17 protein-coding genes are annotated in these 12,633 nt (G+C 67.6%); 16 read left to right on the top strand and 1 reads right to left on the bottom strand.

Annotation, left to right across the window (positions count from 1 at the left end):
* The first annotated feature begins 6 nt into the window (after positions 1-6).
* The gene (locus ED21_RS06165; RefSeq protein WP_198005819.1) at positions 7-699 is read left to right on the top strand and encodes a Crp/Fnr family transcriptional regulator; all 693 of its coding nucleotides are present in this window, start codon (positions 7-9) and stop codon (positions 697-699) included.
* Here ED21_RS06165 and ED21_RS06160 read toward each other — a convergent pair.
* Positions 686-1,348 (bottom strand): YqaA family protein, encoded by a 663-nt coding sequence (locus tag ED21_RS06160; protein ID WP_006832985.1) that lies wholly within the window; start codon positions 1,346-1,348, stop codon positions 686-688. The genes ED21_RS06165 and ED21_RS06160 overlap by 14 nt on opposite strands.
* Before the next feature lie 225 nt (positions 1,349-1,573).
* On the opposite strand from ED21_RS06160, the gene ED21_RS06155 reads away from it, so the two are divergent.
* The 15 genes from ED21_RS06155 to ED21_RS06085 all read left to right on the top strand — a co-directional run bounded on the left by ED21_RS06155 (position 1,574) and on the right by ED21_RS06085 (position 12,630).
* Complete coding sequence (locus ED21_RS06155) at positions 1,574-2,035, top strand: hypothetical protein (protein ID WP_006832984.1); 462 nt, start codon at positions 1,574-1,576, stop codon at positions 2,033-2,035.
* A gap of 1 nt (position 2,036) precedes the next feature.
* Positions 2,037-3,371, top strand: a complete 1,335-nt coding sequence (locus ED21_RS06150; protein WP_006832983.1) for a DNA-packaging protein — start codon at positions 2,037-2,039, stop codon at positions 3,369-3,371.
* A gap of 78 nt (positions 3,372-3,449) precedes the next feature.
* Entirely contained in the window at positions 3,450-4,604 is a 1,155-nt protein-coding gene (locus ED21_RS06145) for a phage portal protein (RefSeq protein WP_006832982.1), read from the top strand.
* A complete protein-coding gene (locus tag ED21_RS06140) occupies positions 4,601-4,909 on the top strand; it encodes a DUF6127 family protein (protein ID WP_006832981.1) in 309 nt (102 codons plus the stop codon). Before ED21_RS06145 ends, ED21_RS06140 begins: the two co-directional genes overlap by 4 nt.
* Positions 4,906-5,316: an HK97 family phage prohead protease gene (locus ED21_RS06135; protein WP_006832980.1), complete on the top strand. Its 411-nt coding sequence runs from the start codon at positions 4,906-4,908 to the stop codon at positions 5,314-5,316. Before ED21_RS06140 ends, ED21_RS06135 begins: the two co-directional genes overlap by 4 nt.
* Before the next feature lie 75 nt (positions 5,317-5,391).
* Entirely contained in the window at positions 5,392-6,540 is a 1,149-nt protein-coding gene (locus ED21_RS06130) for a phage major capsid protein (RefSeq protein ID WP_006832979.1), read from the top strand.
* A 68-nt stretch (positions 6,541-6,608) separates the two neighbouring features.
* Positions 6,609-6,899 carry a head-tail connector protein gene (locus tag ED21_RS06125; RefSeq protein ID WP_006832978.1) on the top strand — a complete coding sequence of 97 codons (291 nt, stop codon included), beginning with the start codon at positions 6,609-6,611 and terminating at the stop codon, positions 6,897-6,899.
* Between the two features lie 127 nt (positions 6,900-7,026).
* A complete protein-coding gene (locus tag ED21_RS06120) occupies positions 7,027-7,455 on the top strand; it encodes a DUF3168 domain-containing protein (RefSeq protein ID WP_233995718.1) in 429 nt (142 codons plus the stop codon).
* 5 nt (positions 7,456-7,460) lie between these two features.
* Positions 7,461-7,868: a phage major tail protein, TP901-1 family gene (locus ED21_RS06115; protein WP_006832975.1), complete on the top strand. Its 408-nt coding sequence runs from the start codon at positions 7,461-7,463 to the stop codon at positions 7,866-7,868.
* Positions 7,868-8,170 (top strand): gene transfer agent family protein, encoded by a 303-nt coding sequence (locus ED21_RS06110; RefSeq protein WP_006832974.1) that lies wholly within the window; start codon positions 7,868-7,870, stop codon positions 8,168-8,170. Before ED21_RS06115 ends, ED21_RS06110 begins: the two co-directional genes overlap by 1 nt.
* A gap of 1 nt (position 8,171) precedes the next feature.
* Positions 8,172-8,366: a phage tail assembly chaperone gene (locus ED21_RS06105; RefSeq protein WP_006832973.1), complete on the top strand. Its 195-nt coding sequence runs from the start codon at positions 8,172-8,174 to the stop codon at positions 8,364-8,366.
* A complete protein-coding gene (locus tag ED21_RS06100) occupies positions 8,356-8,952 on the top strand; it encodes a hypothetical protein (protein ID WP_006832972.1) in 597 nt (198 codons plus the stop codon). Before ED21_RS06105 ends, ED21_RS06100 begins: the two co-directional genes overlap by 11 nt.
* Before the next feature lie 152 nt (positions 8,953-9,104).
* Positions 9,105-11,411: a DUF2460 domain-containing protein gene (locus ED21_RS06095; RefSeq protein ID WP_006832971.1), complete on the top strand. Its 2,307-nt coding sequence runs from the start codon at positions 9,105-9,107 to the stop codon at positions 11,409-11,411.
* Positions 11,408-12,223 carry a DUF2163 domain-containing protein gene (locus tag ED21_RS06090; protein ID WP_006832970.1) on the top strand — a complete coding sequence of 272 codons (816 nt, stop codon included), beginning with the start codon at positions 11,408-11,410 and terminating at the stop codon, positions 12,221-12,223. Before ED21_RS06095 ends, ED21_RS06090 begins: the two co-directional genes overlap by 4 nt.
* Positions 12,220-12,630, top strand: coding sequence for an NlpC/P60 family protein (locus ED21_RS06085; protein WP_006832969.1), 411 nt, complete (start codon positions 12,220-12,222; stop codon positions 12,628-12,630). Before ED21_RS06090 ends, ED21_RS06085 begins: the two co-directional genes overlap by 4 nt.
* Positions 12,631-12,633 lie beyond the last annotated feature (3 nt).

Here is a 12,633-nt window from a genome sequence, read left to right as displayed (position 1 = left end):
GAAAGAATGTCCAGAATTTTACAATTGAACGCGACTCGGCGCTCGCTTGTCACGCCGATGCTGTTTTCCGCGCTCGACAGCGCCCTGCAGGCGCATCTGGTCAGGACCTCGCGCGAGCGTTTATTCGACGACGGGCAGATCATCCAGCAGCGCGGCGATCCCGCGGACGGCTTCTGGCTGATCGAGGAAGGCGCGGTGCGCGTCGGCCAGTTCCTTCCCGATGGCGAGTTCCGCGCAGTGGCGCTGCTGGGCGCTGGCGATTCCTATGGCGAGCTGGCGGTCTTTTCCGGCAAGCCGCGGATTGTCGATGCCGTGTCGCGCGGGCAAAGCCGGGTGCGGCTGATCGCGGCCCGCCCCTTCCTCGATGCGCTCGCGAACTACCCCGCCTCGACCCGTGCGCTGCTCGGCGCCCTGTCCGAGCAGTTGCAGGACACGCTCGCGATCCTCGCCGGGCTGCGCCACGGGACGAACCCCGCGCGGCTGGCGGGCCTCCTGTCGGCCATGGCGGGCGACAGCGCGGAGGCGGCGCAGATTACCATCACCCAGCAGGAACTTGCCGACCTCCTCGGCGTGACGCGGGCGACGGCCCACGCCGCGCTGAAGGAGCTTCAGAAGCACGCCCTTGTCGAACGCGGCTATGGCGCGATCCGCATTCCCGATCCGCCGATGCTGGGGCGGTACGCGCTCAGCCAGGCGTAGCGGCCGGATTCACCACCTCTGCGCCCGAGCACACCCCGCCCTCTTCGCCCTCGCTGCCGCCGAGCTGGGTCAGGACCAGCACGCCACCGACCACCAGCACCACGAAACCCGTGGTCACGAGGCCGAGATATTTCTCGATCACATTCTTGATCGGCGCGCCGAAGACGCGGAACAGGATCCCGACGGTCATGAAGATCAGCGCGCGGGCGAAGAAGCTGGAGAGGACGAAGGTGACGAGGTTCATGCTTACGAAACCGGCGGTGATCGTCAGCAGCTTGAACGGCACCGGCGTGGCGCCGGCGATCAGGATCGCCTCGAAATCGTATTCGCGCAGATGGCAGGCGGCGATGGGGAAAGCTTCGGTGAGCCCGAGCGTGGAGATCAGCCAGACGCCGACCGTATCGTACAGCCCCCAGCCGATCGCATAGCCCAGCAGCGCGCCCGCGACCGAGGACAGCGTGGCGACAGCTGCGAACTTCACCGCTTTCTTCGGTTCGGCCAGGCACATCAGCCCCAGCAGCGGGTGTGGCGGGATCGGAAAGAAACTCGATTCGACGAAGCAGAAGAACGCCAGCCACCACACGGCGTGCGGATGCGCGGCCTTGTCCATCGTCCAGTCGTAAAGCCCGCGCAGCGGTTTCATCAGCATCTGAGGGTGATTCCCGAGGTCCCTTGGAAAGCGGCGGGGTTACGCCAGCGCGAGGCTGTTGGCAACGCTCTCGCACGAACCTATTTGGTTCTTTTTTCTTGACATCGTCACGCTATTTGGCTAGCAATACAGAACATCGCGATAGTGTGATTCACCCAGCAAGGGCGGCCGGACAGGTCGCCCTTTTGCGTTTCACCCTGTCGCCCCAAATCGGGAGACTGCGTCATGGCCGGGCAAAAGAAGCCGCAGCGATATGGCAAGAACAAGGGCAAGGCGATCAACACACGCTGGCGCGAGGCGTTTATCGAGGCGTTGGGCCAGACATCCAACGTCACCAAGGCCGCCCGGGCGGCCGGTATCGATCCGGCCGCGGCCTACCGCGAACGGCGCGAGCAGCCGAAGTTCTACGAGCGCTGGCAGGCGGCGCTGTGCGAGGGATACGATCATCTCGAACTGGAAGTCCTGCGCCGCCTGCGCGAAGGCGACTTCGTCACCGAGGACGGCAACAAGTACGATTTCGCCTCGGCCCTGCGCGTTCTCGCCGCGCACCGCGAGAGCGTCGCCAAGGTCCGCGCGCAGCGTGTCAACACCAGTGTCGCCGAAATTCGCGCCTCGATCGATCGCAAGGTCGAGCAAATCCGCCAAAAGGTCGCCGCGCGCGAGAAGGCGCAGGCCGGGTCCGCCTGACATGGAAAAGGCGGCAGAACCGGCGGACTGGATGAAGACGATGGCGCCGGAGGACACCCGCGCCATAGCGCGCAAACTCACTGCCGAGGAACGGGCGGAATGGCCTTATCACTGGCGCAGGCAGGCGCGCGAAAGCCAGCGGGCCCCAGAAGGCGACTGGCAGACATGGCTGGTGATGGCCGGGCGCGGCTTCGGCAAAACGCGCGCCGGGGCCGAATGGGTGCTCGAAACGGCCGAAGCCGATCCTTTTGCGAGGATCGCACTGGTGGGCGCCTCGCTCGGGGAAGTGCGCGCCGTGATGGTGGAAGGGGAAAGCGGCATACTGGCCTGTTCCCCACCATGGCGGGCGCCCGACTACCAGCCGTCCTTGCGGACTGTTCACTTCCCCAACGGGGCGCAGGCCTTCCTCTATTCTGCCGCCGAGTCAGAGAGCCTGCGAGGACCGCAGCACAGCCATGCCTGGTGCGACGAGGTCGCGAAGTGGTCGAACAGCCATGAGCGCGCCTCGCGCAGCTGGGACAACCTTCTCCTGGGCCTGAGATTGGGCAAGGACCAGCGGATCATGGCGACAACAACCCCGCGCTCCGTGCCACTGCTGCGCCGTCTGCTCGATGCCGAGCGCACGCACGGCCTCGTATTGACCGGAGGAGCGACGCGCGACAACGCGGCCAACCTGCCGACCAAGTTTCTCGCCGCGATGGATGCCGAATTCGGCAATTCCGCGCTGGGCTTGCAGGAACTCGATGGGCTGCTGCTGGAAGAAATCGAGGGCGCGCTATGGAGTCGCGCACTGCTCGAACAACGCCGTGGTGCGTGCGCGGAGGACGATCTGCGCCGCGTCGTGGTGGGCGTCGACCCGCCCGCCAGCGCGCATGGCGATGAATGCGGCATCGTGGTTTGCGGGCAAGACGAGACTGGCAGTGGCATAGTGCTCGCCGATTGCTCGATCGGTCCCGCATCGCCCGAACAATGGGCGCGCGCCGCAGCTGAGGCGGCGAGCGCCTGGAACGCCGACCGCGTGGTCGCCGAGGCCAACCAGGGCGGCCAGATGGTCGGCAGCGTGTTGCGCGCCGCCGACGTCTCGCTGCCATTGAAACTGGTCCACGCCAGACGCGGCAAGGCCGCCCGTGCCGAACCGGTCGCCGCGCTCTACGAAGCAGGCCGCGTGCGCCACGCGGGCATGTTCGCCAAGCTGGAAGACCAGCTCTGCGGGCTGATGGCGGGCGGCGGCTACGAAGGGCCGGGTCGCTCGCCGGACAGGGCGGATGCGCTCGTCTGGGCGCTTACGGAATTGATGCTTGGCAAAGCGAAGAGGCCGCGGGTGCGGGCGGTTTAATGCCGCTCCTCACATCCGTCATTCCTGACTGCGCCGGAATGACGACTTTCGGAAATACAATTACTTAAAGGAAACCCCATGTCCTTCCTCACCAGTCTCGCCACCGCCTTCAAGGGCGGGGGGCAATCGCGCGTGCCTGTCAGCCGCGGTTTCGTCTCGCCATGGGCCACGGCTTTCGACGCCACGCCGGGGCGCGCGCCCTTCGATTATGCCCGCGAGGTGGGCGAGGCCTATCTCGCAAATCCGGTGGCGCAGCGCGCCGTACGGATCGTGGCCGAGGGGGTGGGCGGAGCGCCTGTCGCCTGGACCGACCCTAGGTTCGAGGCGCTGGTCGAATGTTCCTGCGGCTCGCAGCCGCTTCTCGAGGTGCTTGCTGCGCATCTGGCGCTGCACGGCAACGCCTATGTCCAGATCGTCAAGGACGGGGCGGGTGTTCCAGTCGAACTCTATCCGTTGCGGCCCGAGCGGGTGCAGGTGGTCGCGGGGCCGGACGGCTGGCCCAGCGCCTATCGCTACATCCTCGCCGACCGCACCCTGACCATTGCGCTGGAGGACGAGAACGGCTGGCCCAATGTCGTCCACCTGAAAGGCTTCCACCCGACCGACGACCATTACGGTGCAGGCTGCCTTGCTGCGGCCGCCCCGGCGGTGGCGATCCACAACGCGGCGTCCGAATGGAACCGCGCGCTGCTTGCCAACGCGGCGCGGCCCAGTGGCGCGCTCGTCTATGACGGCGGCGATGCGGCGGGGCTGTCGGCCGAGCAGTTCGACCGGCTGAAGGCCGAGCTCGCCGCAGCCTTCCAGGGCCAGAGCAATGCCGGGCGGCCGATGCTGCTCGAAGGCGGGCTGGACTGGAAGGCGATGAGCCTCTCGCCCGCCGACATGGATTTCGCGACGCTCAAGGCCGCTGCGGCGCGCGACATTGCGCTCGCCTTCGGTGTCCCGCCCATGCTGCTCGGCCTGCCGGGCGACAACACCTACGCCAATTATCGCGAGGCCAACCGCGCCCTGTGGCGGCTCACCCTACTGCCGCTGCTCTCGAAGATTTTGAAAGGCCTGCAGGCGGGCATGAGCGACTGGTTTGCCGAGGCGCCGAGCGTCGACCTCGACCGCGTGCCCGCGCTGGCCGAGGACCGCGAGAAGCTCTGGAGCCAGGTGAGTTCCGCCGATTTCCTCGACGCGCAGGAAAAGCGCGAGCTGCTCGGCCTTACCCCACGAAAGGACACGAAATGACCCGTGAAGACATGCTCGCGCGGCTGGTCGCGCAGGCCGATACGCAGGGCGCGGACCTCGTGACGCTGCGCGCCATCGTCGAGGAAAGCTCCGAGCTGGGCGCGCGCCGCGTGCTCGGGAGGTTGGGACTTGAGGACGAGAACGCGCAAAGCGACATCGACGAACTCCGCGAGCTCCTCTCCGCCTGGCGCGATGCCAAGGCCTCCGCATGGAAAGCAACGGTCGAATGGCTGGTGCGCGGGGTGCTGGCGCTGCTGCTGGTCGGGATCGCGGTGCGGCTGGGTGTCGGCGAGATGCTCTCGTGAGCGCGCCCAAGCCCAGCCTGCGCATCGCCGGTTATGCCGCGCTGTTCGACAAGGCCGACGCCTCGCGTGACACGATCCGGCCCGGCGCCTTCGCCCGCACGCTGGGCGAGCGGCGCGAACCCTTCCCGCTGTTCTGGCAACACCGCCCGGACCAGCGCATCGGCTGGGTCGAAACGGCGGGCGAGGACGAGCGGGGCCTGCGCATCGTCGCCAGCATCGACAACCCGCAAGGCCGCGCTGCGAAGCTGCTGCGCAAGCGCGCGGTCAACGGCCTCAGCTTCGGCTACCGCGCCCGCGGTTATCTCAACACGGTCGACGGTCGCGAACTCGCCGATATCGAACTGTTCGAGGTGAGTGTCGTCACTCACCCGCTGCAACACCACGCGCGGGTCCATTTCGTGACCTGACGCACCGAGAAAACTCCATTTCCCCTCGCCGCCTTCCGGGCGGCTTTTTTGTGCCCTGAAGAAAGAGGAATACCCATGAATCAAACCACTTCCACCGACCAGGCCCCGGATCCGGCCGAAGCGAGCTTCGATATCGTCGCCCGCCAGGACAAGACCGAGGCCGATGTCGTTTCGCTACGCACCGATGTCGACGAGGTGAAGGCGCGCGTCGACAAGATTGGCCGTGCTGCGGCGCGCCCTGCCATCGGCGGAACCGATGAGGCTGCTCCCGAAGTCAAGGGCTTCGTCGACAGCTATCTTCGCCGTGGCGCGACGACGGAATACAAGTCGATCAGCGGCGCGACCCCGTCCGACGGCGGCTATGCCGTGCCGCGCCAGATCGACGCGATGATCGCCCGCGAATTGACCGAGATCAGCCCGATCCGCGCCATTGCCCAGGTCGTTCAGACCGGCAGCGCGGGCTATCGCAAGCTCGTCGCCACCGGCGGCACGGCCTCGGGCTGGGTCAGCGAGACCGCCGGTCGCCCCGAGACCGACACGCCCAGCTTCGCCGAAATCGCCCCGCCGACGGGCGAGCTCTACGCCAATCCGGCCGCATCTCAGGCCATGCTCGACGATGCGGGGTTCGACCTCGAAAGCTGGCTTGCCAGCGAGATCGCGATGGAGTTTGCCCGCGCGGAAGGCGCAGCCTTCGTCGGCGGCAACGGCGTGAACCAGCCGATGGGCTTCCTTTCGGCCCCCGTCTCGACCAGCGAGGACGGCACGCGCAGCTTCGGCAGCCTGCAATATGTCGGCTCGGGCGATGCCGACGGCTTCGGCGCCAATCCCGATGCGAAGCTGATCGATCTCGTCCACACGCTCAAGGCCGGCCACCGCCAGGGCGCGAGCTTCGTGATGAATTCGGCCACGCTCGCCGAAGTTCGGAAGCTCAAGACCGCCGACGGGGCCTTCCTGTGGCAGCCGGGGCTCGTCGAGGGCCAGCCCGACCGCCTGCTCGGCTATCCGGTGGTCGAGGCCGAGGACATGCCGGACATTGCCGCGAGCGAATATCCCATCGCCTTCGGCAACTTCCGCCACGGCTATCTCATCGCCGAACGCAGCGCCACGCAGGTCCTGCGCGATCCCTTCACCAACAAGCCCTTCGTGCACTTCTACGCCACCAAGCGCGTGGGCGGACAGGTGCTCGATTCCAACGCGATCAAGCTCCTCAAGATCGAGCTCTGATCGCCCCTGCCCGCGCCGCGCCCCTTCGGCGCGGGCACCCCATTCTTCGACAATCGGGACAATATTCCATGCCGATAGACTTGTCCGGGCAACCGCTCGACGAATTGAAACAATGGTTGGCCGTGACCACCGTGCAAGACGATGCCCTGTTGCTTCGCCTGCTCGAAACAGCCTGGCAGCTATGCTTTCAGTTTACCGGGGTCGAGGCAAGCGACTGGCCCTCGATGGATGCGGGCCTGCGGCACGGCGTGATCCGCCATGCTGCCCACCAGTACCGCGAGCGCGACGCGGGTCCTTCCGACCATCTCCCGGCAGCCATTGCCGCGCTCTGGCGCCCTTACCGTCGGATGCGCCTGTGATGCGCGGCCAACCGAACTTCGCGCGCCTTGCCGAACTGCTCGGCGAGCGGGCTACAGCACTCGCCAAGGCGCACGGCCGCAGGAAGCGGCTGCAGGGAACCGCGCGCTGGCGCAATGCCGGCCTGCTGTGGCCGACCTTCATGACGAGGAGCCGATGATGGAACACGCTTTCAGGACTGTCCTCATCGACTGGCTGCGCGGCGATGCCGAGCTTGCAGGCGGTCTCAACGCAATCGTCGAGGACGGCCCCTCGCCCGCGCCCGCGCCGACCCTCTCCATCGCGGCAAGCGCCTCGGCGGACTGGTCGACCAAGACCACGAAAGGGCGCGAAGTGCGCCTCGCGTTCGAGCTGGTCGAACGGCACGACCGGCTGCTTTCCGCCGCCGCCACCGCCGCGCGGATCGAAGAGCGCATCGCCACTCTCTCGCCCGACCAGGACGGCTTTCGCGTGGTCGCCACGCAATTCCTTCGCAGCCGGGTCGAGCGGCGCGGCAACGGCCTCAACGCCGCCCTGCTCGAATACCGCTTCAAACTTCTCGAACTGCCCACGGAGTAAATCACATGACAGCCCAGAAAGGTGCCGCCTTCCTCCTGAAGGTCGGCGATGGCGGCACGCCCGCCACTTACGAAACCGTCGCCGGACTGCGCACCACGCAGATGTCGGTCAATGGCGATACGGTCGTCGTCACCCACAAGGGCAGCGGTGGCTGGCGCGAGCTTTTGTCGGGCGCAGGCACGCGCTCGGTCTCGGTCAGCGCTTCGGGGATCTTCCTCGGATCCGATGCCGAGAACGCGCTACGCACGCATGCCCTCGCCGGAACGCTCGACGATTACGAGCTGAGCTTCGAGGACGGGGCCAAGATGCGCGGGTCCTTCATCGTCCAGCGGCTCGACTATGCGGGCGATTTCAACGGCGAGCGCACCTACGCCATCCAGCTCGAAAGCTCGGGCGCGGTGGTGCCTTCCTGATGGCGAATACAACGCGCGGGGAAGCGGCGATCCACGTGGAGGGCCGCGAAGTCCTCCTGCGCCCCAGTTTCGATGCGCTCGTGCGGGCGGAAGAGGAACTGGGTTCCCTTTTCGCGCTCGTCGAACGAGCGGGCGAGAGCCAGTTCCGCCTCGGCGAGATCGCCGCACTTTTCTGGCACTGCCTCGCCCAGCCCGGCCTCGTCACCCGCGAGGAGATCGGCGAGGCGGTGCTGGCCATGGGGCTGGCCAAGGCCGCGCACCCGCTCAAGCTCCTCCTGACGCAGATCCTGCGCGGGCGGTGAGGTGGACCGCTTTGCCGACACGGCGCGCGCGCTGGCCGGTTTGAGCGCGCAATCGCTCGGCTGGACGCCGGACACCTTCTGGAACGCGACGCCGGAAGAACTGGCCACCTGCCTTGCCCCGCGCTTGCGCGAAGAGGCACCCCCGACCCGCGAGGAGATCGCGGAACTGATCGAAAGGGACGGACATGGACGATGATTTCAATGAGCTGGTGGTCTCGGTACGCGCCGAAACCTCCGGCTTCGCGCAGGACGTCGCCGCGATGAAGCGCGAGTTCGACAGCGGCCTCCTGGGCGGTTTCGATGCTGCCGGGAAGGTGCTGGAAAAGAGCCTTTCGAGCGCGTTGAGGAACGGCAAGCTGGAATTCGAGGATTTGAAGCGCGTCGCGCTTTCCGTGCTCGACCAGATTGCCGCCAAGGCGATCGGCAGCGGGCTCGACCAGTTGCTGGGGAATGCCAGCGGAGCCTCCGGCGGCGGCAGCGGCCTCGGCCAGCTGGCCCAGCTGTTCGCTTCCAGCGTGGGAAGCTTCTTCGGCCTCCCGGGCCGCGCGTTCGGGGGCCTCGTCGGCCCCGACCGCCCCTTTTTGGTCGGCGAGCGCGGGCCGGAAGTCTTCGTCCCCACCGCAGCGGGCCATATCGAGCCGACGGGCGCGCTCGGCGGGACACGCAACGACGTGCGCGTATCGATCAACCTTGGTCAAGAACGCGGGACATCCGCGCCCGCCGCGCTGCAACGGTCCTCGCGGCAGGTGGCCAGCGCCCTTCGCCGGGCGCTTTCTGTATAGCCTCAGACGCCGGCGGGCCCGTCCGGGCCCTTAGGCTACCGCGCCATTCGGCGCGACGGCCGGTCGGCCTTTGACTGCCGTGACCAGGAACCGGGCCGAAGGAGGCCCCGCCGAGGGCGACCCGACACAGTTCGGCGCTAAAGGAGAAACTTATGGCATTCTGGCTCGCGTCCGAGCGGCGCAAACAGCATTCGGACTGGATCATGCGGTTCGATCCGCGCTTTTGGACAGTCAATTTCCCGCGTCCGATGATGGCGAGCGTCGTCAGCGCGGCGCATGACGCGCTGCGCGTCAGTTGCGAATTCTACCACCAAGGCGAACTGGCCGGGCTGATCTGGGACAGCGAGGACGCGCTCGACCACCCGCTGCTCGCCTATCGAACCGAGCGCGATTATTCGCATTGCATCCTGCGCTTTCGTTGGCGGTCCTCGGGCCTCGTCCCGCTCGATCAGCCGAACGGTCCGACGCTCACCATCGAGGGCCGCGATGCGCAAGGGGCGGCGCGCAGCTGGTATGTGCGGCTGTGGAACTACGCATCGGGCGCGCCCACCGATGCCGAGATCGTGCTGCCGTTTTCGGAACTGCAATCGGGCTATGGGCTGCCGGGAGAGGCGATCCACCCTGCGGACATCGACCGCATGTTCATCAGCCTCGCCCCGCAAGGCTATGTCGAGGGATCGGCGAGCCGCTTTCCCGCCCGCGTCGATGGCTGGGCTGAATTTTCCGCCCTCTCCTGCGAAGGCGACCGGGCCAGCATCGCAATCGGCGATGTCATCCTGCCCGCGCATGGCGAACAGATGGCGACGGCTTATGACGACGCCTTCAACCAGACCCCGGCCCGCCTGCTGCGCCAGATCGAACAGCTCGGCTATCGCGGGCGGATCGTCCATTACGTCGGCATGAGCCATTACTACCGGCTCGAGAATTCAAAGACGCAGGTTCGCTATGCCGGGCAGGTGTGCGAACCGGCGCGCGCCTGGCATGCCGATTTCTTCGCCCGCGCGGCGGCGGTGGGTTTCGCGCCGATCGCCTCGCTGTCCTACGAATTGCTGGCGCAGGATTGCCCCAACTGGTGGCAGCAGCGCGACTGGGGCTGGGGCTATGGCCGCACCGGATGGAACCCGCCGTCCGCGCTGCTTTCCCCGCTGCAGCCCGACGCGATGAGTTTCCTGAAATCGATCGCCGCGCAATTCGTGGAATTGCTGGAAGCGGCGGGCGCCGAGGTCCTTTTCCAGATCGGCGAGCCCTGGTGGTGGGTCCAGCCCGGCACCGGCGCTCCGTGCATCTACGATGCGAAGGCCCGCGCCGAATGGGGCGAGGACCTGGTCGAGATCACCGACATGCGCGCCCCGCTGGACGAGGCTCAGAAACGCCTGCTCGACCGCGCGGGGGACGCGCTGGCCGCCTCCACCGGCGAGCTGGCGCAGGCCGTTCGCGATGCGGCAAGCGGCCCTGCGCACGTGCTGCTGCTCGCCTTCACCCCGACCGTGCTCGATCCGGCCATGCCCGAGCTTTACCGCGCCAACCTCCCGGCAGGCTGGGCTTACCCCGCCTTCGACCGGTTGCAGCTGGAAGACTACGACTGGCTGACCGCGGGAGGCGACGCCGCCCGCCGCTCCGCGCGCGAGTTCGTCGACCAGTGGCTGGGCTACCCCATCGACCGGCAGGACTATCTCGCCGGTTTCGTGCTCGACCCGGCCGATGCGCATGCCGTCTGGCCGCGGATCGACGCCGCGCTCGACGAAGCGCGCGCACGCGGCGTGACCCAGCGCTTCGTCTGGGCGCTGCCGCAGGTTTCGCGCGACGGATACACGCGCCTTCCCACTTACGACGAGGACGAGATGAACCCTTTCGACGATGTCACCTATCCGCTTGCGCTGGGGCGCGACGCCTCGGTCAGTCCCGAGTTTTCGACCAGCGTCGCGGTCACCTCCTCGGGCCACGAGCACCGCAACGCGCTGTGGAGCGATGCCCGCATGCGCTACGACGTCGGCCCCGGCGTGCGTTCGCAGGCCGAACTGCGCGTACTGCTCGATTTCTTTCGCGCCCGCTACGGCCCCGCGCGCGGGTTTCGCCTGCGCGATCCTTTTGATTACAGCTCCAACGGTGGTGATGGCGAACCGGGCCCGGGCGACGAGCTCCTCGGGATCGGCGATGGCGTGGCGGCGGACTTCCAGCTGGTCCGCAATTACGGCGAACAGCGCAGGCCGATCACCCGGCCCGAACCCGGCAGCATCCTCGTCAGCCTCGACGGCGTTGCGGCGAGCGGCTGGAGCCATGCCGGGAAGGGCGTAATCCGCTTCGATACGCCACCTGCCGTAGGTACCGAAGTGCGGGCCGGTTTCCGCTTCGACGTGCCCGTCCGCTTCGCCGAGGACCGGATCGACATTTCCGGTGCCACCTTCGCTGCCGGCGAAGCGCCCTCGGTCCCGCTCGTCGAAATCCGCGAGGCGTCATGAGCCGGACCTTCTTCGCGGCCGAGCTCGACACGGCGGCCAGCTGGTGGCGCATACATCGCCGGGACGGCGTCACGCTGGGCTTCACCACGCACGACCGCGACCTGTGGTTCGGCGGCGTGCTGCACCGTGCCGCGCCCGGCATGCTGCCCTCCGCCATCCGCCGCACTATTGAACTGGGCGACGACGAGGCCGAAGTCGAAGGCGCTCTCGGACACGACACCATCCGGGCGGAGGATCTTGCCGCGGGCCGCTTCGACGGGGCGCGGATCGAGAGCGGCGTCGTCGACTGGGCGAGCCTCGAGCATGCGGGCCTCTATTCGGGTTCGATCGCCGGGGTGAGCCAGGACGCCGGCGGATTCTCCGCCCGGCTCCAATCCGCCAAGGCCGATCTCGGCGTCGATCCCGTTCCGCGCGCCAGCCCCTCCTGCCGCGCACGCTTCTGCGGACCCGGCTGCGGCCTTTCCGCCGACCGCTTTACCCGCCGCGTCACGGCCACCGAGGTCGACCTCGACGCCAATACGGTGACCTTCGACCTGCCCGATCCCGAGCCCTTTCTTCTGGGCGAAATGCGCTGGCTCGACGGGCCGCAGACCGGGCTGCCGATGCGCGCGATTGCGCGGCGCGGCGCGGCGCTGGAATTCGACGAGACGCTCGATGCCGGCTGCGCCGTGGGGCACCGCGCCCTGCTACGCGAAGGCTGCGACCACACGATCGCCACCTGCGCGGCGCGTTTCGGCAACGCCATTAACTTCCGGGGCGAACCGGACCTGCCCGGCAACGATCTCCTCACCCGCTACCCGCAACCGCGATGACCTGCCCTGCCGAGCGCTTCGCGGCCGAAGCGGAGCGTCTGGCAGGAGCGCCATTCCGCCTTCACGGCCGCGATCCGGCGACCGGGCTCGACTGCCTCGGCCTTGCCTGCTGCGCGCTCGACCGTGCGGGGCTGCGCAGTGTCTCACCTGCGGGATACAGCCTGCGCAGCATCGCCATCGAGCGGCAGCTCGCCTGCGTGGCGCTTTCCGGTTTCGCGGCCGCGGACGGCGCGATCGAACGGGGGGACATGGTCCTCGTGCGCCCCGGCCCGGCGCAGCACCATTTGCTTATCGCGCTCGGCGATGATCGCTTCGTCCATGCGCATGCCGGGCTGTGCCGGGTGATCCTCCAGACGGGTCTCTCCGGCTGGCCCGTCCTCCACCACTGGCGCCTTGCCCAACCCTAGGAA

The sequence above is a fragment of the Erythrobacter sp. SD-21 genome, from assembly GCF_000181515.1.
GTDB lineage: Bacteria > Pseudomonadota > Alphaproteobacteria > Sphingomonadales > Sphingomonadaceae > Qipengyuania.
Note: the sequence above shows the minus strand (reverse complement) of the source record. Positions and strands in the feature narration are given on the sequence as shown.